At 67.2% G+C, this 23,825-nt stretch carries 19 protein-coding genes; 10 read left to right on the top strand and 9 right to left on the bottom strand.

Annotated features, from left to right (window positions below; genetic code table 11):
- The first annotated feature begins 8 nt into the window (after window positions 1-8).
- On the top strand, window positions 9-797 hold the full coding sequence (locus DIE22_RS01345; protein ID WP_124495832.1) for a hypothetical protein: 789 nt from the start codon (window positions 9-11) through the stop codon (window positions 795-797).
- Between the two features lie 72 nt (window positions 798-869).
- Here DIE22_RS01345 and wecB read toward each other — a convergent pair whose 3' ends face one another.
- Window positions 870-2,087 (bottom strand): non-hydrolyzing UDP-N-acetylglucosamine 2-epimerase, encoded by a 1,218-nt coding sequence (wecB, locus tag DIE22_RS01340; RefSeq protein WP_124495830.1) that lies wholly within the window; start codon window positions 2,085-2,087, stop codon window positions 870-872.
- Between the two features lie 1,242 nt (window positions 2,088-3,329).
- Here wecB and DIE22_RS01335 point away from each other — a divergent pair.
- From DIE22_RS01335 to glmS, 7 genes are all read left to right on the top strand, one after another.
- Complete coding sequence (locus tag DIE22_RS01335) at window positions 3,330-4,865, top strand: glycosyltransferase family 2 protein (RefSeq protein WP_124604169.1); 1,536 nt, start codon at window positions 3,330-3,332, stop codon at window positions 4,863-4,865.
- Window positions 4,866-4,868: 3 nt separating this feature from the next.
- Entirely contained in the window at window positions 4,869-5,864 is a 996-nt protein-coding gene (locus tag DIE22_RS01330; protein ID WP_124604167.1) for a polymer-forming cytoskeletal protein, read from the top strand.
- 11 nt (window positions 5,865-5,875) lie between these two features.
- Complete coding sequence (locus DIE22_RS01325) at window positions 5,876-6,892, top strand: YaiO family outer membrane beta-barrel protein (protein WP_124495824.1); 1,017 nt, start codon at window positions 5,876-5,878, stop codon at window positions 6,890-6,892.
- Window positions 6,893-6,906: 14 nt separating this feature from the next.
- A complete protein-coding gene (locus DIE22_RS01320; RefSeq protein WP_124495822.1) occupies window positions 6,907-7,677 on the top strand; it encodes a hypothetical protein in 771 nt (256 codons plus the stop codon).
- Window positions 7,678-8,000: 323 nt separating this feature from the next.
- Window positions 8,001-10,151 carry a hypothetical protein gene (locus tag DIE22_RS01315; protein WP_124495820.1) on the top strand — a complete coding sequence of 717 codons (2,151 nt, stop codon included), beginning with the start codon at window positions 8,001-8,003 and terminating at the stop codon, window positions 10,149-10,151.
- Between the two features lie 91 nt (window positions 10,152-10,242).
- Window positions 10,243-11,331 carry a hypothetical protein gene (locus tag DIE22_RS01310; RefSeq protein ID WP_124495818.1) on the top strand — a complete coding sequence of 363 codons (1,089 nt, stop codon included), beginning with the start codon at window positions 10,243-10,245 and terminating at the stop codon, window positions 11,329-11,331.
- A 47-nt stretch (window positions 11,332-11,378) separates the two neighbouring features.
- A complete protein-coding gene (glmS, locus tag DIE22_RS01305; RefSeq protein WP_124604165.1) occupies window positions 11,379-13,196 on the top strand; it encodes a glutamine--fructose-6-phosphate transaminase (isomerizing) in 1,818 nt (605 codons plus the stop codon).
- A gap of 87 nt (window positions 13,197-13,283) precedes the next feature.
- Here the strand turns inward: glmS and DIE22_RS01300 are convergent, their stop codons facing one another.
- The 3 genes from DIE22_RS01300 to DIE22_RS01290 form a co-directional block, all read right to left on the bottom strand.
- On the bottom strand, window positions 13,284-14,525 hold the full coding sequence (locus DIE22_RS01300) for an amidohydrolase family protein (RefSeq protein ID WP_124604163.1): 1,242 nt from the start codon (window positions 14,523-14,525) through the stop codon (window positions 13,284-13,286).
- A 12-nt stretch (window positions 14,526-14,537) separates the two neighbouring features.
- Window positions 14,538-15,854: an MFS transporter gene (locus tag DIE22_RS01295; protein WP_124495812.1), complete on the bottom strand. Its 1,317-nt coding sequence runs from the start codon at window positions 15,852-15,854 to the stop codon at window positions 14,538-14,540.
- A gap of 123 nt (window positions 15,855-15,977) precedes the next feature.
- Window positions 15,978-16,889 (bottom strand): LysR substrate-binding domain-containing protein, encoded by a 912-nt coding sequence (locus DIE22_RS01290; protein WP_124495961.1) that lies wholly within the window; start codon window positions 16,887-16,889, stop codon window positions 15,978-15,980.
- Window positions 16,890-17,080: 191 nt separating this feature from the next.
- On the opposite strand from DIE22_RS01290, the gene DIE22_RS01285 reads away from it, so the two are divergent.
- On the top strand, window positions 17,081-17,491 hold the full coding sequence (locus tag DIE22_RS01285; protein ID WP_124495963.1) for a TIGR02594 family protein: 411 nt from the start codon (window positions 17,081-17,083) through the stop codon (window positions 17,489-17,491).
- A gap of 103 nt (window positions 17,492-17,594) precedes the next feature.
- Here DIE22_RS01285 and DIE22_RS01280 read toward each other — a convergent pair whose 3' ends face one another.
- The 5 genes from DIE22_RS01280 to DIE22_RS01260 all read right to left on the bottom strand — a co-directional run bounded on the left by DIE22_RS01280 (window position 17,595) and on the right by DIE22_RS01260 (window position 23,266).
- On the bottom strand, window positions 17,595-19,049 hold the full coding sequence (locus DIE22_RS01280) for an efflux transporter outer membrane subunit (RefSeq protein ID WP_124604161.1): 1,455 nt from the start codon (window positions 19,047-19,049) through the stop codon (window positions 17,595-17,597).
- Between the two features lie 16 nt (window positions 19,050-19,065).
- Window positions 19,066-20,640: a DHA2 family efflux MFS transporter permease subunit gene (locus tag DIE22_RS01275; RefSeq protein ID WP_124604159.1), complete on the bottom strand. Its 1,575-nt coding sequence runs from the start codon at window positions 20,638-20,640 to the stop codon at window positions 19,066-19,068.
- 13 nt (window positions 20,641-20,653) lie between these two features.
- Window positions 20,654-21,742, bottom strand: coding sequence for an HlyD family secretion protein (locus DIE22_RS01270; protein WP_124604157.1), 1,089 nt, complete (start codon window positions 21,740-21,742; stop codon window positions 20,654-20,656).
- A 64-nt stretch (window positions 21,743-21,806) separates the two neighbouring features.
- On the bottom strand, window positions 21,807-22,238 hold the full coding sequence (locus tag DIE22_RS01265; protein ID WP_124495804.1) for a MarR family winged helix-turn-helix transcriptional regulator: 432 nt from the start codon (window positions 22,236-22,238) through the stop codon (window positions 21,807-21,809).
- Between the two features lie 107 nt (window positions 22,239-22,345).
- On the bottom strand, window positions 22,346-23,266 hold the full coding sequence (locus DIE22_RS01260) for a LysR family transcriptional regulator (protein ID WP_124495802.1): 921 nt from the start codon (window positions 23,264-23,266) through the stop codon (window positions 22,346-22,348).
- A 110-nt stretch (window positions 23,267-23,376) separates the two neighbouring features.
- On the opposite strand from DIE22_RS01260, the gene DIE22_RS01255 reads away from it, so the two are divergent.
- The gene (locus DIE22_RS01255; protein ID WP_124495800.1) at window positions 23,377-23,805 is read left to right on the top strand and encodes a MarR family winged helix-turn-helix transcriptional regulator; all 429 of its coding nucleotides are present in this window, start codon (window positions 23,377-23,379) and stop codon (window positions 23,803-23,805) included.
- The last annotated feature ends 20 nt before the right edge of the window (window positions 23,806-23,825 follow it).

Raw genomic sequence — 23,825 nt, 5'->3', positions numbered from 1 at the left:
TCATAAAAATGAAGCGCATATCAAAACTGAAGGTCGGGGTGGGGGCGGTGGTGGTCGCGGCGGTGCTCGCCGCGGTCGGGGCGACGGTGATCGCATCGCCGGCGGATTCGTATCTTGCGTATCGGAAAAAGGCCGCGGCGGCCCTGGCGGCGGCCCGGGTGGAGGATCAGGCGGGCCTCGACAAGCAGTACACGGCCGACGTGAACGCGCGGCTCGCGAAGCTGATCGGCCCGGTCCGGGCAAGAGGGTTCGTCGCGAAGGCGGAGGGCACCGTGCAGAGCGTCGGCCCCGTCGACGGGATGCCGCCGGGGCCGGACGGGGTGTCCTTCAAGTCGGACGACGGCAAGACGAATCTCGTCGTGACGACGGTGCCGTTGCTGAAGGCCTGGGCGAGTACGGCGGATGCGGGCATCAAGCCGACCGATGACGTCGCCGCGATGTTCGACAATGAAACGCTTTACACGAACGTGTTCAGCGACGATGCCGCGGCATTTCGCTTCGCCGAGTTGCCGGTCAAGCGGCAGCCGGCCGACGGCGTCGTGAAGGCGTGGCTGCTGGGCGAAAGCCAGGACGGCGTGCCGGACGGGCCGAACACGCTGGCCGTGTCGGTCCGGCAGGGCAAACGGGTCTACATCCTGTGGAAGAACGTGACGCTGCGCCCGATCGCGGCGTGCAGCGCGGCGCGCGTGCCCGAGGATGCGCGGCAGGCGTGTTTTGCCAGACAGGTCGTGTCCCAGCGGATCTACCCGCGGCTGGTCGCGCAGGCGCAATCGATGGCCGATGCCGTGGTCCGATAGCGGGCGGCGGCGGGCAGCGAGCAGCGACACCGCGCGTCGCCGCCCGTCGGGACACCGTCGGACGGATGGCCTTCAAGGCGAGCGCAACGCCTGCAGCCCCAGCGTGAGCGCGTTGAACGGCATCTCCGCGGCGCCCATCGAGAAGATCGTCGCATTCGCGGCCGCCCCCGGCGTATGCAACAGCGCGTGAACGATCCGCTCGCTCGCATGGCCGTCGCCGTACGGATTGCTCGCGCGCGACATTTCCTCATACGCGCTCTCGCTGTCGAACAGCCGCGACGCCTCCCAGATGATCCGCTCCGGGTCGGTGCCGACGAGCCGTGCGGTACCGGCCTGGATTGCTTCGGGCCGCTCGGTCGTCTCGCGCGTGACGAGCACCGGCTTGCCGAGCGCTGGCCCTTCCTCCTGGATGCCGCCCGAATCGGTGATGATGAAATGCGCGTGTGACATCAGGAATACGAATGAAAGATATTCCTGGGGTTCGATCAGGTAGATGTTCGGCACGCTGCAGAGCAGCGCGCGCGCCGGCTCGCGCACGTTCGGATTCAGGTGCAGCGGATAGATGAACTGCGCATCGCGATAGCGGTTCGCGAGCGTGCAGAGGGCCTCGCAGAAATGCCGGAACGGCTGGCCGAAGCTCTCGCGGCGATGGCCGGTGATCAGCACGATGCGGCGCGACGGTTCGATGAACGGAAAATGCGCGGCGACCTTGTCGTTGAGCGCGCTATCGTGGTCGAGCATCCGTTTGACGTCGTGCAGCGCATCGATCACGGTGTTGCCCGTCATCACGACCGCGCCGACCGGCACGCCCTCGCTGAACAGGTTGTCGCGCGCCTGGCCGGTCGGTGCGAAATGCCATGACGACACCGCGTCGGTCACGCGGCGATTCAGTTCCTCCGGCCACGGCGACCAGATGTCGCCGCTGCGCAAGCCCGCTTCCACGTGTCCGACCGGCAGATAGCGGTAGAACGCCGCGAGACTGACCGCCAGCGTCGTCGTCGTATCGCCGTGCACCAGGACGACGTCCGGACGCAAGTCGTCGAAGACCATCCCGATCGCCTGAAGAATGCCGGTCGTCACGTCGGTCAGCGTCTGGCTCTGACGCATCAGATTGAGATCGTAGTCGGGCTTGATGTCGAACAGCGTGAGGACCTGATCCAGCATTTCCCGATGCTGGGCGGTGACGCAGACCCTGGCGTCGACATCCTTGCACGCCTTCAGCGCGCGGACGAGCGGCGCCATCTTGATGGCTTCCGGCCGAGTACCGAACACAAGCAAGATCTTTTTCATCGTTGTCCTCGTTGAGCTTCTTCGTGCCGGCAGACCCGGCACCTGGCGCCAAGCATGGTTGCAGACGACCCGTCCCGTCCCCGCATGCGGCCACGCCGGCCGGCGCCGGCCGCGACATGCAGCGGTGTTGCGGAGCGCGCGCACCGTTTTTGTCCGCGCGGTCTCCGCCACGCAATCGTCGGACTACGGCCGTCCCCTTGCATCTGGTCAATCACGTCATGAGCGCTCCTCGATGTATCGATCGCCACGCCGTTCCGTCACACGGTTCGCATCGCGACGCGGCGGTGCACCCGGCAGGTGATCCCGTTCTCGATACAGCAATATTCAAACCAGCGTCCCTGCTGGCCGGGTCCGATTCGCGCGTCGCGCGCGGTTTGCTACGGAACGTTTCACAACTGCTACGGACGCCATATCGGCGGGTGGGCGCGATGCAGATAAACGTGCAGCCGTTCGCGCGATCGATCCGGTCGTGTCATTCGATGAGCGGCGATGCGGGTCGAGCATCGGTTGCCTGTCAATCGGCATGCATCTTTCGAAGTGCATTGAATCGCTTCGCTATGCGAATTTTGTCTGGGCAATGAACGACATGTCATTGCCCGTCCGGTTCCGGTCGCGCACGCATGATTTTCCCGCCGTGCCGCATCGCTCGTGTTGCCCGGGTCGACAGGCTCGAAACGTTGCGTATCTGTAACGCACGGCCGGAATGCGGTGCCAGTACCCGCATCATGGCCATCCGATGCATGCGGCAGCGGGCACTGTTCACGCTTGCCGGCCGCGGTCCATGCAGCGGCGATTCGCGATGGACCGCGTCCCGAAGTCGTGTCGTGCGGGGCGACACGTGCGCGATGAGCAGACGATTTGCCGCCCGATGCGAACGGGGCGCGAGGCCGGTCGCGCGAGTCGCGCCAAAGCTGATTCGTCGGTGAATCAAAAACACCCGGCCGCCACCCCGATCGCGCTCGCCGCGTGCTCACCGGCCCTTGCCGCACGAGGCGCGGCGGCCGATGGCTCGCCGCTTGCTTGTTCTGGCTAGACAGGCGAGCTCCGACATGTTCGAACGACAGCACACGGGGAGGGACGCCAAAGCAACGAATCCGGAAAGCGGCACGACATGCTCGTCCGGCGCGGAAGACGGCCGCGCTCGCACGACGAACGTGCGGCCGCTTCCCATTGACATCCGCGCGATCGACGGCCCGGGCTCAAGCGCTCCGCGGCCGCCGTCGCCGGCACCGGGGCCGGGACATGAAGAACCGTCGGTTGATGTCACTCTGCGTCGAAGGCATCCTGCTGCTGATCGTGCTGGCTTGCTCGCAGACCGTGCGCGACACCGCAACGCGGCCGGTCGCCGAAGCGGTGCGTGTCAGCATCCCGGCCGCCGATGCGGCGGAGCGCGACACAGCCTATCCCGGTGCCGCACCGCTCGCGGTGCGCGCGTCGACCGGCGCGGACGCGCCGTTCGAACCGGCGCCCGCCGACGCCGCGTGGGTCACGTTCGATCCCGACACGCTGGTGGTTCCGTGCGTCGCGTACCTGTGGCTGTTCACGCTGCTGACCTGCGTCTACGCCGCGCGGCATTACGTATTCAGTCTCGACCGCCTGTTCAAGCCGCAGCACGCGCCTTATCAGACGATTACCCACGGTGAATGGCCGCGGCTCACGGTGTTCGTCGCCGCGCACAACGAGGAGGCCGTCGTCGTCGATTGCCTGATGGCGCTGCTCTCGACGACCTATCCGCGCGACCGGCTGACGATCATTCCGGTCAACGACCGTTCGACCGACAACACGCGTGCGCTGATCGACGGAGTGCAGGCGCTGGCGCCCGAGCTCATCAAGCCGTTTCACCGCGAGAGCGGCAAACCGGGCAAGGCCGCCGCGCTGAAGGACGCGTTGCGCTTCATCCGCGGCGACATCATGGTGGTGTTCGACGCCGACTACCTGCCGCGCCCCGGGCTGCTGAAGGAACTCGTCGCGCCGTTCTTCGATCCGGAAGTCGGCGCGGTGATGGGCCGCGTCGTGCCGCAGAACGCCGACAGCAACCTGCTCGCGCGGCTGCTCGATCTCGAGCGCGCGGGCGGCTATCAGGTCAACCAGCAGGCGCGCAACAACCTGAACCTGGTGCCGCAGTACGGCGGCACCGTCGGCGGTATCCGCAAGGGTGCGCTCGACGCGGTCGGCGGCTGGTGCGACGACACGCTCGCCGAGGATACCGACATGACCTACCGCCTGTTGATGAGCGACTGGCGCACGGTCTACCTGAATCACGCCGAATGCTACGAGGAAGTGCCCGAGCGCTGGGCGGTGCGCGCGCGGCAGCTGACGCGCTGGGCGAAGGGCCATAACCAGACCCTGCTGCGCTATTTCGGCCCCGTGTTGCGCAATCCGCTGATCTCGCGGCGCTGCCGGCTGGACGGTGCGCTGCTGCTCGGCGTGTTCCTGATGCCCGCGCTGCTCGCGGTCGCATGGGGAACCGCGATCACGCTCTACCTGCTCAATGGCGTCAACTCGACGGCGCTCGGCTTGCTGGTGTCGCTGTTCGCGCTGTTCGCGTTCAGCACCTTCGGCAACTTCGGCGTGTTCTTCGAGATCGTCGTCGCCGCCCGGCTCGACGGTCGCGCGACACGACTGCGGCTCGTACCGGTCAACGTGGTCGGCTTTTGCGTGACGATCGCGGCAGTGGTCTCGGCGCTGTGGGGGCTCGCGCTCGACGCCGCGTTGCGCCGCGAACTGAAATGGGACAAGACCGAGCGCTTTCGCCGGCAACTGAAACCGGGGCGATGAACGATGACGACCTTCAATGTGATGGTGCCGGTGGCCGGGGTGCTCAGCCTGCCGTTCCTGCCGTTGCTGCATGAACTGATCCGGCGCAGCGACGTGGCGGCGCTGCCGATCGGCGACGGACCGTTCGTCGATCAGGCGCTGCTCGCCGCCCGCTGGCGCGATGCGCTGCGCATGCACGCCGGCGGTGTGGAGCCGGGCGATCCGTCCGCCGTGCCGCCGTGGCACGCGCTGGGGCTCCTGGTGCGGCACGACGACGAGATCCGCGTCGTGCGCGACGAGCATTGCGACGACGTGCTGTATGCGGATCGTGCGATCACGCTCGACCGCGGCGCGCGGGCAGCGTATGCGTTCGCCGAGCAGCGCATCGAGATTCACGCCGGCGCGACGATCGGCATGCTCGCGCACGCGTCGCACATCGACGTCGAAAGCGCGGTGCTGCGCGGCGTCGTGGTCGGCGGGACGATGCACCTGCACGGCGCCGGCGGCTTCGCGTGCCTGTACGGCGAGCCGATCGTGTTCGGCAAGGCAGCGAGCGTGCCGCCCGACCATGCGGCCGGTGCGCCGCGCCGCGCGGTCTCGCTGACGCGCCATTTCGCGAAGCTGCCGCATCGCTACGTGCACGGCCGCTACCTGCTGCCCTGCGACGTGCGTCTGCCCGCGCACACGGTCGTGCAGGGCAACCTCGTGGTGGACGGCACGCTGGTGCTCGGCGACGGCTGCGTGCTGCGCGGCAGCGTCAAGGCGCATCGCGTCGAGCTCGAACGCCACGCATTCCTGCACGGCGCCGTGTTCGCGCGGGACGACGTGCTGCTCGCCAGCGGCAGCTGCATCGACGGCGTCGTGTCTGCGGGCGGCCTGCTGCGCCTGAGCGGCGGGCGCATCGGCGTCGCCGGCCATCCTGTCAGCGCATGCGCACGCGACGTCTCGGTCATCGGCCACGCCTGCGTGTACGGCGACCTCGTCGCCTGCCGCAGCGGCTGGTTCCACGCATCCCGTTAAGGAGCGCCTTCATGTCCGATCGTTCCAGCCGTCGCGGCTCGCGCGCACCCGTCGCCGCACTGGCGGTGCTGTGCGGCGTCGCCGTCGGCCCGCTCCCGGCGCTCGCGGTGCAGCCTGATGATGCCGGCGTGCCGGCGCCCGCACAGTCGCCCGACGTCGCCGCGCCCGTCATCGTGCCGCGCGCGCTCGACGCGCCCGCGTTCGTGCGCGTATCCGCCGACGGCCTGCCGGACGGCACGCCGCTCGCCGAATTCTCGCCTGACGACACGAACCGGCCACCGTTGCCCGACGCGGTGATCGCGCACGTGCAGGCGCCGCGCGAACGGCATGCCGAGATGTCGCTCGGCGTGTCCAGCGCGCACCTGACGCACGGGTATGGCGACTGGTACGGCGTGCATTTGCGCGGCGTCTATCAGGACGGCGGCCGCACGATACTCGGCGAGCTGGCGCAGCTGCACCGTTTCGGCGAGAACACGCAGCTCGGCTCACTGACGTATGTGCAGGACATGGGACCGGACTGGTTCGGCGGCATCGGCTTTTCCGGCACCACGTCCGGCACGATCCTGCCGAGCGCGCGCGTCGACGTGTCGATCAACCGCAAGCTGCTGTCCAACCGTTCGCTGATCGTGTCGCTCGGCGCCGGCTACGCGTGGAACCGCAGCGGCCACAAGGATCAGCTGTATCACGGCGGCTTGATCTGGTATGCACTGCCGAAGTGGATCTTCGAGGCGGGCGCGAACTATACGGTCGATTCGCCGGGGTCGGTGAAGGCGCCCCAATACTACGGCGCCGTCACCTACGGCGAAGTCGGGAAGAGCGTGATCGTGCTGCGCGGCGGGTTCGGCCGCGAGGCGTACCAGGTCACCGGCTCCGGGTCGCAGATCGCCGACTTCCGCAGTCACGAAGTGATCGCGAAGTGGCGCTACTGGTTCACGCGCAAGTGGGGTACGCAAGTCGAGTTCGATTACTACCATAACCCTTACTACTCACGGATCGGCGGCGAGCTGAGCGTGTTCTATCGCTGGTAGCGGGGGCGGGTGCCATGCAGACGCATCCCGTCCGTCCCGGCGTCGACCGCTCGCTGCGGATCCACCCGCATCCGCAGCGCTGGCTGCTGTCGATCGTGCTGCTGACACCGACGCTCTATGCGTTGCTGTGGTTCGGCCTGCCGCTCGCCTGGCGCTACTGGCGCGCGGTCATGGAGTGGGGCGCGTACCAGATCGATCCGGCGCTGCACGTGATCGTGATCGGCTACCCGCCCGATGCGCCGCGCGTACCGCTGCTGTCGATCGATCTCGCGGCGCGGATGCCGAGCGGGACACTGCTCGCCGTGACCGCGGCGCTGTGCGCGGTTGGCTTCGCCGCGTCGTTCTTGCGGCGTACGAACTGGTTGCCCGTTGCATATCTGTTACGTATCTCGAGCTTCACGCAGCTGCTGATTTGCGCGTATTTCTGGCTGGCGCCGGGCGCGTTCCCGTATGTGCCGCTGCTGCATCTGCGCGACATGTTCGTGCTGCACGGCGCGGCGATCACGCTGATTCCGCTGGTGATGGCGGTGCTTTACTACCCGCTCGACTTCACGCTGCTGCAAAAGATTTTTGCATCGGTGCTCGTGGTCGGCTATTTCGTGTTCGCGCTGCCGTTCGTGATGCTGCTGCACGCGGTCGTCATCCATCACGGCTCGCTGCTGTTTTTGCCGTTCTGCTATTTCCTGCTCGGCGGCCCGCTGCTGATCGGTCTGCTGGTCACGCTCTACACGTACTGCGCGAGCTGGCCCGGCTCGCTGACGATTCCGTCTGATCAGTCGCGCTGAGTCGCGTTCAACCCCTGCCGTATCAACGATGAAACGATTCGGCCGCGCTTTTCGCCGAGCCGCCCGGCGCCCGGCGCATGGAGCGAGCACGACCGGGCCTCCGGGACCAATGGCACGTTGTTCGCTTCTCTCAATGCGTCGCATCGATTCGTTTTCAACGGGCAAAACGGCGCGGGATGCCGGGACAGGTTCGCTGGTCCCGGCCGTTCGATGCTCGACGAAACTGGGCAGCCTCACACATCCACCGGGCAAGGTTGGTTGACCTGGCGGCACGCGCATCGCTGCTGCCGCGCGCCAGCCATTCCTTAAGCGAGGAGCACACCATGTTGGCAAAGTCAGGCAAGTTCTTGCGGATTCTGTTCGCGTTGTTCGCACTCGCGATCGCATTCAGTCCGGGCGGGGTTCAGGCGGCCACCAACCAGCTCCTCCTGTTGGTGCCCGACACGCTGACGCTGCCCGATTCGCGTGTCTCCGCGTGGCTCGATACCGCGCAGGAGGAAGGGCTGCAGATCAAGGTGATGACCGACAGCGAGTTCATGGCCGCCGGTTCGTCGCTGTCGCAGTACCCGGGCCTGATCCTGCCGGACCAGGTTCATACGACGGCCGACGATACGCTCGTGACGGCGATCCAGAACTACGCGCTGAACGGCGGCAAGGTGATGCTCGTCTACGATTTCGGCGTGCTGAATTCGGCCGGCTTCTACGTGAGCCCGAAATCGCGCTTCAGCAACATGGCGGGTGTCGATTACGTGCTGTATGACCAATACGGCGGCAACATGATCGGTCTCGGCAACGTGACCGGCATGAGCAGCTGGCTGCGCACGCTGCAGGTGCCTCCGGGCAAGTCGATGGCATGGACCTCCACTTCGTCGACCACGACCACGACGACCGCGAGCTCGCTCGCGTCGACGAGCAGCGCCGGCACGTCGACGACGTCGGCATCGACGTCCGGCTCCGCGCTCTTCCTGTCCGCCAGCCCGTCGAACCCGGGCGGCCTCGCCAATTACAATCACCAGGCATGGTTCCAGTACGCGACGGCGCCCACGGGCAGCGGCGTGCTGAGCCAGACGCTCCCGAAGCTGACCGGCACCGTGACCGGCAAGCTGAAGAAGACGACCACGTACAGCGCCGGTTCGCTCCTGAGCACCGCGACCGGCACCACGGCCAATACGCTCGCTTCCACGCTGGCGACCACCACCGATACGCTCGAGGGGATCTCCGGCTATGTATACGGTTTCCTGACCTACCCGAGCTTCGTCACGCAGGGCACCTATGCCGGCACGACGATCCTGACCTCGCCGAATTTCGGGCTGGTGTCCGGCTACAACACGTACGGCAACGGCGGCGTGCTGTTCGTCAACCTGCCGCTGGCCTACCTCGACGGCCAGACCGACGGCATGCTGATCCACGGCTACCTGCATTACTTCGGCACCCAGATGCTGCACCTGGCGTCGCTGTCGCCGCTGCCGAAGGCGCAGGCCGGGCTCGTGTTCAACTGGCACTTCTGCGCGGGCGACCAGATCCAGCCGGCGCTTTACCTGAAGAGTCTCGGCGTATGGAACAACGGGCCGTTCTCGCTCGTGATGACCGCTGGCCCGGACGAGGCTACTTTCGGCGACGGCGACGGCATCAATCTCGCCAACAACCCGACGGCGCAGAATTTGCTCAAGTACTTCGTCACCAAGGGACATCGCGTCGGCAGCCACGGCGGCTGGATCCACGACTACTGGGGCGCGAATGCGAGCGAAACGAACGCGAGCACGTTCACGCAGTATCTGGTGATGAACCACCAGGCCGTCCAGGCCGCGACGGGCCTGCCCGATGTCGAATACGCGGCACCGGAAGGCAACACGCCGACCTGGTCGGTGAACTGGCTCGAAAGCAACGGCTTTAACGGGTACTACTTCACCGGTCATACCGGTTCGGCGCCGACCCGCGCATACCGCAACGGCGCGATGCTGAACCCCGGCCTGTGGGCTTACCCCGTGATGCCGTTCGGCAAGTACGCGACGTTCGAGGAGTTCCAGCAGTATGCGGTGCCGACGACCGACGTCAACAACTGGTACGCCGCGCTGATGAACTGGGTCGTCGCGAACCGCACGAGCCGGCTGATCTATGCGCACCCGTTCGGCGCGTCGTCCTATACGTCGACGCTGTCCGCGATCTTCTCGCAAGCGAATACGCTGAAATTGCTCGGTCAGTTCAGGTGGTACACGATGACCGACATCACGGCGTTCGACCGGTCGCGCCTGAACGTCACGTGGTCGGCCACCGATACGGGCAGTGGCTGGGCATTCTCCGCCAGTCACCCGGCCAGCCTGGCGAACATGACCTGGCTGCTGCCGAAGGCAGCGTATGCATTGCCGATCATCACGCAAGGCAGCGGCAGTGTGAACATCACCGACTCGACCTACTGGCTCGTGACAGCGAACAGCGGAACCAGCCTCAAGTTCACCAGCGCCAAGGTGCACTGAGCCATACCGTCGACACGTTCGCCGGGCGCGACGCGGCCAACGCCGCGTCCGGCGACGATTGCGCAGGACTACCGCGCAGGAGCCCCCGATCATGAACCGGCCCGCGCTTTTCCCGGCTGCACGCGCATGCGTGGCGGCCACCGTCAGGCGGTGCCACGCGTGGCGCGTTGCCTGCTGCGTCGCCGCGTGCTGCTCCGTGCTGCATGCGAGCGCCGCCGAACTCCAGCTCAACGGCTTGTACCAGCGTCCCGACGGAGCGATCACCGTGCGCCTGAACGGCGCCGGCATCGATCCTTATTTCGCGGCGAAGGCCCTGCTTGCCGCTGCCGATACCCAAATGAATGCCCGCCAGGCGGCACTTGCGTGGATCGCATGGGTGTTGCCGCGCCAGCGTCCCGACGGCGGTTTCGATCGTTACTGCGTGAAGGGCGGCCAGACCAGCCCGTGCGCGGAAGCCGACGCGGACGACGCAATGATGGCGACGTGGATCGAGCTGCTCGCGCGCTTCGCGCCGCCCGACGGGATGCCGGCCGCGTGGGAACTCAGCCTGAACCGCGCGGCCGCGCACCTCGACACGCTGCTCGACAAGGCGACTGGCGTCTACCAGATCTCGTCGTCATTGCAAGTCGCGCTGCTGATGGACAACGTCGAGGTACACAGCGCGTTCCAGGCGCTCGCCGCGTATTACGTGCGCCGCGCCGAGTATGCGCGCGCGGGCCCGTTGAGCCAGCGTGCCGACCGGCTCTCGGCGGCGATCCTCAAGGTGTTCTGGCGCGGCACGCAATCGGGTTTTCGCGCCAGCACGCAGCGGATCAGCGACGCGACCTTCTATCCGGCGAAAGTCGCGCAGATCTTCCCGATCCTGTCCGGCATTCGGGTGCCCGACCAGTCGAACGAGACGATCTACGCGCAGTGGATGCAGAAGTACGGCAAGACCTGGATGCAGCTCGCCGGCTCCGATTTTCCGTGGGGGCTGATCGCACTGGTCGCGTTCAAGATGAACGACTGGAGCACCGTCGCCTGCTGGTATGCCCGCTCGGGCCCATACCGTCACGGCACGCACTGGAACGTACTGGAGGAGGCGCTTTACCTGGCATTCGAAAGCCGGATGGCCGATCCGCTCGCACCCGCTCAATGCGGCTTCACGACGGCGTCGGCGACGGTGACCGGATCGCGCTGACACAATGGCGCACGGTTCGTGACTGAACAAAGGGAAGGAGACGTGTCATGTGTGGCATCGTCGGCGCGGTCGCGCAACGGAACATCGTTCCGATTCTGATTGAAGGCTTGCGCCGCCTCGAATATCGCGGCTACGATTCATGCGGCGTGGCGACCGTCGTCGACGGCCAGGCGCGCCGCGAGCGCAGTGTGTCGCGCGTCGCCGATCTCGACGCGCACGTGCGCAGCGCCGGGCTGTCCGGCAGCACCGGCATCGCGCATACCCGCTGGGCGACGCATGGCGCGCCCGCAACCTGCAACGCGCATCCGATCTTCTCGCGCGACGAAATCGCGCTCGTGCACAACGGCATCATCGAGAATCACGAAACGTTGCGCAGGCAACTGTCTGACGAGCAATACGAGTTCGACGGCCAGACCGACACCGAGGTCGTCGCCCACCTGATCCACAGCAAGTATCGCGGCGACCTGCTCGCCGCCGTGCGCGATGCGACGTCGCAGCTGCACGGCGCGTACGCGATCGCGGTGTTCAGCAAGCACGAGCCGCAGCGGCTGATCGGTGCGCGCGCCGGGTCGCCGCTCGTCGTCGGCCTGAAGGACGACGAATGCTTTCTCGCGTCCGACGCACTCGCACTGGCCGGCATCACCGATCGCTTCATCTTTCTCGAGGAGGGCGACATCGTCGAGCTGACGCCGGGCGGCGTGCGGATTCTCGAGCGCGGCGGCACACCGGTCGATCGTCCGATCCAGACCGTTGCGTCGACGCAAGGCGTGGTCGAGCTCGGGCCGTACCGGCATTTCATGCAGAAGGAGATCTTCGAGCAACCGCAGGCCGTGGCCGCGACCATTCCCGACGCGGGGCTGTTCGATCCGGCGACGTTCGGCCCGGACGCCACGCGGGCGTTCGAGCAGATCGACAACGTGCTGATCCTCGCATGCGGCACGAGTCACTATTCCGGCCTGACCGCGCGCCGCTGGCTCGAGACGATCGCGCGCCTGCCCGCGCAGGTCGAGATCGCGAGCGAATACCGCTACAGCGACGCGCTCGCGCTGCCGAATACGCTGGTGATCAGCGTGTCGCAATCCGGCGAGACCGCCGACACGCTCGCCGCGCTCAAGTACGCGCAGGCGCTCGGTCATATCGACACGCTCGCGATCTGCAACGTGCCGACCAGCGCGATGATGCGTCAGACCGGCCTGCGGTTCCTGACGCGGGCCGGCCCGGAAATCGGCGTCGCGTCGACCAAGGCATTCACGACGCAGCTCGTCGCGCTGTTCATTCTCGCGGTGACGCTTGGCCGGCTGCGCGGCTACGTCGACGACGCGCAGCTCGCGCGTTATACGACGCAGTTGCGGCGGCTGCCGAGCGCGCTCGAGGACGTGCTCACGCTGGAGCCGCAGATCGAGCGCTGGGCTGGGGAGTTCTCGCGGCACGAGAATGCGCTGTTTCTCGGGCGCGGGCTGCATTACCCGATCGCGCTGGAAGGCGCGCTGAAGCTCAAGGAGATTTCGTACATCCACGCTGAAGCGTATCCGGCCGGCGAACTGAAGCACGGGCCGCTCGCGCTCGTCACGCACGCGATGCCGGTCGCGACGATCGCGCCGAACGACGCGCTGCTCGAGAAGCTCAAGTCGAACATGCAGGAAGTGCGGGCGCGAGGCGGGCAGCTTTACGTATTCGCCGATGCCGATACGCGGATCGACAACAGCGAAGGCGTGTCGGTGCTGCGGATGCCGGATTACTACGGGCTGTTGTCGCCGATCCTGCACGTCGTGCCGCTGCAGTTGCTCGCGTATCACGCGGCATGCCTGCGCGGCGCGGATATCGACAAGCCGAGGAACCTGGCGAAATCGGTGACGGTGGAGTGACGGGATGGGAGCCGGTCGACCGCGCCGGCGGCCCCGGCGCGTTTCGGGGCCGTCGGCCGCGGGTTGCCGGCCGGCCCGCGCAAGCGGTCAACACCGGCCCGGCCGGGGCTTCACGATTTTTCCTCGCTGCATCACGTATTCGACGCTTTCGCCTTCCCCCGCGACGATGCCGATATCGTCGAGAGGATTCCCGTCGAGCACGACGACGTCCGCGATCGCGCCCGCGGCAATCACACCCAGTTGCCCCGGCATGTTGACGATCTCGGCCGCCACCGTCGTCGCCGATCTGAGCGCCTCGAGATTGCCCAGCACGTCGGCCCGGATCCGGAACTCGCCGCATTGGAACGCGTGCATTTCGCCGAGGAGGTCGGATCCGAAGCCCATCTTCACGCCGGCGTTCGCGTAAATTTCGAGCGACTCGCGTCCTTTCTGCCGCACGGAGGCCACCTTGGCCACCGAATCCGCCGGCATCCCGAACTGCGCGCCGTGTTTCGCCAGCGCGTCATACGTGACGAGTGTGGGCACGACGAATGCACCGCGCTCGTGCATGAGCTTCGCCGCGTCGTCGTCGACGAGATTGCCGTGCTCGATCGTCCGAACGCCGCACCGCACCGCGCGTGCAATCGCGCGCCCCGTATAAGCATGGGCCATCACGTAAGTGTTCGCGGCGTCGGCTTCATCGACGATCGCCCGGATCTCGTCTTCCGAATACTGCGTGTTCGCGATTGGATCGGTCGGCGAGGCAACGCCGCCCGACGCCATGATCTTGATCTGCGTCGCGCCTTTCTGAATCTCTTCGCGCACGGCGAGCCGCACGCCGTCGACGCCGTCGACGACCCGGGCGATCGCCCCCGTGCGAAAGCAGCACGAGCAAGGCTCCAGGACATCCCCGCGCGGCCGGAAATCGCCGTGCCCGCCGGTTTGCGACAACGCCTTGCCGGACGGAAAGATCCGCGGCCCTGCAACCAGCCCGGTCTCGACCGCCTGCATCAGGCTCCAGTCCGCGCCACCCGCGTCCCGCACGCTGGTAAACCCGCGCGCCAGCATCGCATCGAGAATCGGCAACGACCGGATTGCCGCGAGAATGTTCGGTTGCGTCGCGTTGGCGCCCAGGTTCGCATTTGCAGCGAGCACGTGCACGTGGCAATCGATGAACCCCGGCATCACGGTCTTCCCGCGCACATCGATCACGTGGGCATTCGGAAAATCCGCGGGGCGATCGGTGACTTCGACGATGCGTTCGCCGTCGATGACGACGTGATGATGTTCGAGCAGCACGCCCCGTTCGAGGTCGAGCACGTTGCCGCCGTGAAGCACGGTAATGGTCATGGGGAAAGGTCCTTATCGAGTCGTTGACGCGTTGCGCCGCGGGTCCCTCACGAAGCGCGTGCCGACGAGGCTGACCGCGGCCGCGACGCTCACGTAGAGCGCGGGCGCCATGTTGCTGCCCGTGCGGGCGATCAGCCACGTCATGAGGAACGGTGCGAAGCCACCGAAGAGGGTTACCGCGAAGTTGTAGGCGACCGACAACCCGGTCGACAGCACCTTGGTCGGAAACAGCTCGGCGAACGCCGCGAGAATCGGCCCGGTATACGTCGCGATCAGCACGCCGAACACGGCCTGGAACACGATCAGGGATGCAAAGCCGGGCGCGTGGTTGATCCACGCGAACATCGGCCACGCGAGCACCAGGATCGCGAGCGCCGAGCCGGACAGGAACACGCGCCGGCCCCACGCGTCGGCGAGCTTGCCGACGATCGGCGAGCAGCACATGATCATCAGCCCGCCGACCATGCCGGCCGCGAAGCCGGTCGACTGCGGCAGGTGCAGCGTGCGCACCGAATAGGTCGGCATGTAGAACAGCAGCACGTACGTGCAGACCGTCCACAGGATCACCATCGAGAAGCTGGCGAACGTCTCGCGCGGGTAGGTCGACAGCACTTCCTTCAGCGGGGAGGTTTCCTTCGCCTGTGCTTCGACGGCGCTGAACGCGGGCGTTTCGTCGAGATGGCTGCGGATGAAGTAGCCGACCGGCCCGACGACGATCCCGAGCAGGAACGGCAGCCGCCAGCCCCAGCCATGCAACGCCTGCGCATCGAGCGACGTCGTGACGAACGTGCCGGTGGCCGCACCGAGCAGCACCGCGAAACCGATGCTCGACTGGATCCAGCTCGAGTAGTACGCGCGCTTCTCCGGCGGCGCGTACTCGGTGAGGAACGCGGTGGCGCCGCCCATCTCGCCACCGGCGGAGAAGCCTTGCAGCAGCCGCGCGACGACGATCAGCAGCGGCGCGGCGATGCCGGCCTGCTCGTAGGTCGGCGCGAGCCCGATCAGCGCGGTGCCGAACGCCATCATCAGGATCGTCAGCGACAGCGCGGCCTTGCGTCCGGCCTTGTCCGCGTAGACGCCGAGCACGATGCCGCCCACCGGCCGCATGAAGAAGCCGACACCGAACGTCGCGACGGTGAGCAGCACCGACGTCAGTTCATTGCCCGTTGGGAAGAACAGCTTCGCGATGATCACCGCGAAGAAGCTGTAGACGGTGAAGTCGAACCATTCGAGGCCGTTGCCGATCACGGTCGCAACGATGGCGCGGCGGCGCTGCTGGGTAGCCGCATCGACGGAACGCGCGGCGCGCGGGGAAAGCGTTCCTTGCATGGTCTCTTCCTTTCTCAGAAGACGGGACGGGTGTCCCGCATGAACCCCATGCTAAGGACAGCCGGTTTTTTTTCTGAAACGAAAGATTTGCATGCACGCATGCGCACGGCGCATGCATCGCAATCACGGCGCGGTCTGCTGGTCCGCCTGTTCGAACAGCCAGCGCGAAAACAGTCGTGCCGCCTGGTTCTGCGCGCGATCGTTCGGCGAGATCACGTAATAGCCGCCGCCGTGGCTCGCGGAGGCTTCCGTCACCCGCACGAGCAGGCCTGCCTCGATGCACGCGTCGATCATGTAGCGCCAGCCGAGCGATACGCCCTGGCCGAGGATGGTCATCTGCACGATCTGCGGATACGAGTTGATCGTGATGTCCTGCGGCTGCGCCTTTTGCCGGTCGACGTCGTTCATGCCGAACCATTCGGACCACGACATCCATTGGCGTTGGCCGTCCTCGAGGCGCAGCAGCGTCTCGCTCGCGAGGTCGGCCGCGCTCAGCGTGCGGCCGGCCAGGTAGCCCGGCGCGCAGACCGGGAATACTTCCTCGTCGAACAGGCGGCGCGCGGTGTACTCGGCGGGCGCCTGCTGGCGCACATAGTAGACGCCGACGTCGAATTCCGCGGGCGACATCGACGCCAGGCCGTCGCGCACGATCAGGCGCAGCTTGAGGTCCGGATACGCAACGCGGAACGCGGGCAGGCGTGGCGTGAGCCACAGCAGGGCGACGCCGGACGAGCAGGCGACCGTCAGTTCGAGATCGCCGTACGGCTTCATCACGTCGTGCGTCGCTTCCGCGCATTGCGTGAGCAGATGATGAACCTGCGCCGCGTATTGCTCGCCGGCGATCGTCAGCCGCAGCGAGCGGTGTTCGCGAACGAACAGCGAACGGCCGAGGAATTCCTCGAGCTGCTGGATCTGGCGGCTGATCGCGCTTTGCGTCAGGTGCAGTTCGGCGGCGGCCTTCGTGAAGCTCGCGTGCCGCACGGCGGCTTCGAACGCGACGAGGCACTGAAGGGGCGGCAGGGGTGTGATGCGCATGGCGGGCGTGAGGATCGAGGTCGCTGCCGACATGATACGGGTGTAGGGGCCGGAAATCGCGTGCCGGAAAAGGTACTGCCGGCACGTCGTATTCGTGCGAAGATTGAGCGAGCTTCCACCCGCATTCCATCGAGACCGTCGTGATCCGATCGAACCCCAAGGGCAACCCGCAGGCCGGCCATCCGCCGTGGATGCCCGTCGCGCTGGCCGAGCTGGGCATCCGCCGCTTTCCGCCCGGCAGCGTCAATCCGCGCATCGTCGAATACAACGATCACACGAACCTGGTCGGCTACGACGACAAGATTTCGTGGTGTTCGTCGTTCGTCAACTGGTGCATGACGCATGCGGGCATCCGTGGCACGGGTTCCGCGCTTGCGCGTTCGTGGCTCGAATGGGGGCGCCCGCTGGAGCGCCCCGTGTACGGCTGCATCGCGATCCTGACGCGCGACGATCCCGCGAGCTGGAAGGGTCACGTCGGGTTCTATCTGCGTCACGACGACCTGCAGGTGCACCTGTTCGGCGGCAACCAGCTCGAGGCGGTGCGCGAGCTCGCGTATCCGGTGACCGAGGTGATCGGATACCGGTGGCCTGCCGCCGGCTGACCGGGCCACGGTCAGCCGCTGCCAAGCTGTTGCCCGCGCCGCATCGGCCCGGCCGGGAAGCCGGCCCGGAGATCGCGAGGCCGGCGTCGCACGGCGGTCGCGGTCAGTTCGTCGCGCCAGCGGCAGCCACGGCCACGGGCGCCGTCTCCGGCCCGCCCGCCGCACCATTCCTGCTCCACCCGCCCCCGAGCGACCGATAAAGCGCGACCGCCGCCAACGCATGCTCGCGCTTCACCTGGTTGAGCGCATCCGAGTCCCGCAGATACACCTCCTGCGCGGACAGCACGTCCAGAAAATCCGTCGCGCCTCCCTTGTAGAGCTGGTTCGCCAGCCCGAGCGACTTGTCCGACGCCGCAAGCGCACTGTCGAGCCGCCGTGTCGCTTCATCGCTGCCGACGAGGTTCGCGCGCGCATCCTCGACTTCCCGCAGCGCCTGCAGCATCGTCTGCCGCAACCCGAGTTCCGACTCGCGCATCCGGCTTTCGCTCTGCGTGATGTCGGCCGTGATCCGCCCGGCGTTGAAGATCGGGCTGGTCGCGCTCAACGCCGCGCTGAACAGGTTGTCGGTCAGCGTCGGCAACCCGAGGTACGACGCGGCCAGAATCCCGTCCGTCAGGTTCAGCGAGAACTTCGGATACCGCTCGGCCTTCGCGACGCCGACCTGCGCCGCGCGCCGCTCGACCTGCGCGTAAGCGGCGAGCACGTCGGGCCGGCGCAGCAGCGCCTGCGAGGGCAACGTAGCGGGCGACCCGGCCGGCGGCGCCGGAATCGCGCCGGCCTGCGCGAGCACGAGCCGGTCGATCGACTCGGGCGTGCGGCCTGAATACACGGCGATCAGGTTGAGCTGATGCGCAATCTGCGCCCGTGTCGGCGGAATCCGCGCCTCGAGCGCATCGAGCTGGTTCTGCGCGCGCGTGACGTCGAGTTCCGTCGACAGCCCGAACGCCTGGCGCTTGCGCGTGAGTTCGAGCGCATGCTGACGGATCGCCGCGTTGTCCTGCAGGATCTTCAGTTCCTGCTGCGCCCAGCGCAGGTCGACGTACGCGCCGGCCGCATCGGCCGCGAGCGCGAGCCGCATCGCGTCTTCCGCATGCCTTTGCCCGACCAGTTCGGCCTGCGCGGCCAGCAGGTCGAGCCGTTCGCCGCCGAACACGTCCGGCGACCAGCTCAGCGCGAGTCCCGCGCCGGCCTGCCGCACATAGCCGAGCGGCGGCGGCGTGTTCTGGCGCGCATCGGCCGCACGCGCGGTCGCGTCGAGTTCGGGCAGCAGCGCCGCGCGCTTCTGCCCGGTCAGCGCCTGCGCCTGCTTCACGCGTTCGGCGGCGGCCTGCAGATCGAGGTTGCCGTCGAGCACGGTCGCGATCAGCCGGTCGAGCACGGGATCGTTGAACCGCGCCCACCACGCGGCGGCGCCGATGTCCGCGCGCGGCACGTCGGTGTCCCACGCGGCGGGCGCGAGCGATTGCACGGAATCGTGCAGCGCGGGGTGCTGCGCGGGCTGCACCGCACACCCCGCGGCGAATGCGCTGACGGCCAGCGCGACGAGTAGCTTTTTCATGATGATGACCTCGGCTTCAGTGTGCGTCCGGCGGCGGCGCGTTCAGGGTGATGGGACGGGAAAACGCGACGGCGATCAGCGCGACCACGAAGCACAGCGACAGCGCGTAGTACGCATCCGCGTAGGTGAGCGTCAGCGCCTCGCGATAGATCAGGCGGTGCAGGTTCGCGAGGCCCGCCTGCGCGGTATCCAGCGTATTGCCGGCCACCGAGGTCCAGTACGCGGCCTGGCGGTCGAGCAGCGACGCGACCTGCGGCTCGCCGGCGCTCACGTGCTCGTTCAGGCGCAGGTAGTGGAAGTTCAGCCGGTCGTTGAGCATCGTCGCGCTCACTGCGATGCCGATCGCACCGCCGAGGTTGCGCATCAGGTTGAACAGGCCGCTCGCCGACTTGAGCCGCGACTGCGGCAGCGAACCGAGCGCCATCGTCACGATCGGCGGCACGCTGAACTGCTGGCCGATCCCGCGCAGCGCCTGCGGCAGCAGCAGTTCCCGCCAGCCCCAGTCGTGCGTGATCGGCGTGTACAGGTAGCAGCCGAGGCCGAAGCAGACGAGCCCGAACACGAGCAGCGCGCGCATGCTGAAGTAGCGCGCGGCGAACGCATACGCGCAAAGCGCGAGCAGCTGGAACGCGCCGACCGACAGCAGCGCGATGCCGATCTGCAGCGAACTGAACGCACGCACCTGGGCGAGAAACAGCGGCGTCAGGAACACGGTGACGAAGATACCGATGCCCGTCACGAACGACAGCAGGCTGCCGATCCCGAAGTTGCGCACGGCGAGCGCGCGCAGGTCGACGATCGGGTCTTCGGCGGTCAGCGCATGCACGATGAACAGGACGCCGCAGATGCCGGAGATCCACGCGCAGATGACGATCGCGTCGTCGCTGAACCAGTTCTTGCGCGGGCCTTCCTCCAGCACGTATTCGAGGCAGCCGAGGAAGCCCGACATCAGCGCGATGCCGAGATAGTCGCCGCGCTTGATGAGGCTCAGGTCGGGTTCGTCGATATGCACGTAGCGCGGCACCAGCACGGCCACGGCGATGCCGGGCACGAGGTTCAGGTAGAACAGCCAGTGCCACGACCATTGATCGGTGATCCAGCCGCCGATCACGGGCCCGATCGCCGGCGCGAGCGACGCGAGCGCGCCGATCGTCGTCGACGCGATCAGCCGCTGCTTGCCCGGGAACAGCACGAACGCGGTCGTGAACACGGTCGGGATCATCGCGGCGCCGAGCGCCCCCTGCAGCCCGCGGAACAGGATCATCGAGTTGATATCCCACGCGAGCCCGCACAGCATGCTCGTGATCGTGAAGCCGATGGCCGACGCGACGAACAGCCAGCGCGTCGACATCACCTTCGACAGCCAGCCCGACATCGGGATCACGATGATCTCGGCGATCAGGTAGGCCGTCTGCACCCACGACAGTTCGTCCTGGCTGGCGGACAGGCCGCCGCCGATGTCGCGCAGCGACGACGCGACGATCTGGATGTCGAGCGTCGCCATGAAGAAGCCGACGCACATCAGCGCGAACGCGAAGACGCGCTGCTTCGTCGGTTGCGACGCGGGGTCGCCGGAAAACGCGGTGGTCATCGTCGGCTCCCGTTCAGTTCGCGTGGTCGGTGTGCACGGTCACGACCGCGGACAGGCCGGGGCGCAGCACCTGCTCGATGCCCGGTCGAGGATCGAGATGCACGCGCACCGGCACGCGCTGGACGATCTTCGTGAAGTTGCCGGTCGCGTTCTCGGGCGGCAGCACGCTGAAGGTTGCGCCGGTCGCGGGCGCCAGGCTGTCGACGCGGCCATGCAGCTGTGTGCTCGATGCGTCGAGCGTCACGTCGACGCGATCGCCCGCGCGCATCTTGCGCAGCTGGTCTTCCTTGAAGTTCGCGTCGATCCACAGCCCCGACGCGGGCACGACCGTCAGCAGCGGCACGCCGACGTTCGCGAGCATCCCGACGCGGCCCGTGCGGTTGCCGACGTAGCCGTCGACCGGCGAGCGGATCGTCGTGTATTCGACGTTGAGCGCCGCGACGCGCTGCGCGGCCAGTGCCGTGTTCACGCGGGCCCGCGCATCGGCGAGCTGCGCGCCGAGCACGTCGAGCTGCCGCTTCGATGCGAGCAGCGCGGCGTCGCTGCGTGCGACGGCCGCATCCGCCTTCGAATAGTCGGCGTCCGCGCGTTCGACGATCTGGTTCGACACCGCGTCGGATTTCACGAGCTCGCGGTAGCGCACGCGGTCCGACGACGCACGCGTGAGCTCGGCCGACGACGCGTTCCTGTCCGCCGCATGCTGGCCGATTACCGCGTACTGCAGTTGCTGCTTCGCTTCGAGTTCGGTCACCGCGGAGCGCGCGCTGTCGACTTCCGCGGTGGCCTGCGCGAGCTTCGCATCGTAGTCGCGCGCATCGAGCTGCACGAGCACGTCGCCGGCCTTCACGCGCTGGTTGTCCGTCACGAGGATCTTGTCGACGAAGCCGTTCACCTTCGGCGCGAGCACCGTGACGTCGCCGCCGACATACGCATCGTCGGTGCTCTCCTGGAAGCGCAGCACGAACAGCCAGTCGAGCACGGCAGCGGCCACCACGACGATCACCGCGCCCACCGCGATGCGCATCCACGGCACGCGGCGTTGCTTGGCCGGCCGCTCGATTGTGGCTGCCTCGCGGGAGGCAGCGGCTTGGGTCGTTTCCATCGATTCACCTATGTATATGCACTTATCGAAACGACCGACGACGCGTCGCCGATCGGGGAAGGGGTTAGCGTTCCGGCAGGTTGTGCGTGATCCGGAACAATTCGTCTCTGAGGCGGGCCGCCTGGGCCGGCCCGAAGCGCCGCTCGAACGCTTCCTGCGCGGCGAGCCAGTGCACATGCGCGTCGGCGATCTTCGTTTCGCCGTGCGTGGTCAGCGCGAACGTCTGGCGGCGGCAACGCGGCTCGATCCGGCCCGTCACGAGCGCCGCGCCGACCAGCGGCTTGAGCGCGCGCAGGAGCGCCGTGCGCTCGATCACCAGCACCGCCGACAGCGTCGCCATCGTCAGGCCCGGGCGCTCCCGCAGCAGCGCGAGAATGCTGTACTGCGACGGCGTGACGCCCGCCCGCGACAGGTAGCGCTCGTAGAACTGCGAGATTCGCCGGGCGGCTTGCCGGACCGCGAAGCAATCGTCGTCGGTGAGTGTGCTTTTGTGCATGTGCACATGTTAGGCGGCAACGCGGAGCGAAGCGAGGGGCGGGGCAGGATCAGATTGGTGTCGTGGCTGTACCAATCGGCGGCCCAGCGGCGCGTTCTCGCGCCGGATCAGGCCGCGGCCGGAACAATCCCGCCTTCGCGGTCGCAGTACGCGGCCGTGTAGTCGATGAACGCCTTGACCTTCGCGGGCAGCAGCGCGCGGTTCGCGTAGGCGAGCTTGATCTCCACGAACGCGTCGACGAGATCGGCGCCTTCGAGCAGCTGCACGAGCGCGCCCGACGCGAGTTGGGCTTCGACGAGCGTTTTCGGCACGACGCCGATGCCGAAGTCGTGCATCACCATTTCGCGGTTGAAGACGGGGCTGTTCGACGAGATGTCGAAGCTCAACGGCACGGTCAGCGTGTCGCCGCCGACGCGGAACGACAGCGCGGGCCGGCGCAGCGACGGCGACATTGGCACGAACGCATGATCGGCGAGTTCGGCCGGTGTCTCGGGACGCGGATGCGCGCGCAGATAGGCGGGCGTCGCGACGATCACCACCGGAATGCGTTCGACCAGCCGCACGACGGTCGTCTCGCTCGTCAGCATGTACGGCACGACGATGCCGATGTCGTAGCCTTCGCCGACGAGGTCGACCGGGCGCTCGGTCAGCGTGACGTCGAGCCGCACCTTCGGATGCGCGGCCTTGAAGCCGGCGATCAGCGGCACGAGCCGGTTCAGCGCGGCCGTCGTATGCGCGACGAGGCGCAGCAGCCCCTCGGGCTCGCGCGTATGCGACTGCGCCTGCGCTTCCAGCGAGTCGAGTTCGTCGAGCACGGCCGCGCAGCGTTCGTAGATGCGCTCGGCGGTTTCGGTCAGCGAGACCTGGCGCGTGGTCCGGTGCAGCAGGCGGCTGCCGAAGCGCGCCTCCAGATCCGCGACCGCCCGCGACACGACCGGCCGCGCGAGGCCGTGCATGTCGGCGGCGCGCGTGAAGCTGCGCATCTCCACCACCGACCGGAAGATCCGCAGCTTGTCGATGTAGTCCATGTCCGTCTCCTCGAGGCGATGGCGGGGCGCCCGATGCACGCGGCCGGCCCGGCCATGTTACGGCGGAGTGTACATTGACTTTATGTATATGCACATATAAATTGCCGGTCATGAACGATATCCAGATGACCCAGGCCTGCAATTGCCTCGCGCTGCGTCAGGCGGCGCGCTTCGTCACGCAACTCTACGAGCGGCATCTGGCCCCGGTCGGGGTCACGCCCGCGCAGTTCTCGATCATGGCGAACCTGTCGCGCCGGCCCGGACTGGTGATGAGCGAGCTCGCCGATCGGCTGGTCATGGATCGCACGACGCTGTTGCGCGCGCTGAAGCCGCTGCAGCGCGACGGATTCGTCGCGGCGGCCGCGTCCGAGCACGACGCACGCGCGCATGCGCTCAGCCTGACGAAGCTCGGCGAGCACACCTACGCGCAGGCGAAAGTCGCGTGGCAGGCCGCGCAGGACGAGTTCGAGACGCAGTTCGGCCGCGGCCGGGCCAAGGCGCTGCGCGACGAGCTGTTCAGCCTGACGGCGCAGCGATAGGCGCAACGCGCGCGGTAGTA

The sequence above is a fragment of the Burkholderia sp. Bp9142 genome (assembly GCF_003853415.1).
In the GTDB taxonomy this organism is placed as follows: domain Bacteria; phylum Pseudomonadota; class Gammaproteobacteria; order Burkholderiales; family Burkholderiaceae; genus Burkholderia.
The sequence above is the reverse complement of the archived record's forward strand: the minus strand, read 5'-3'. Positions and strand labels throughout refer to the sequence as shown.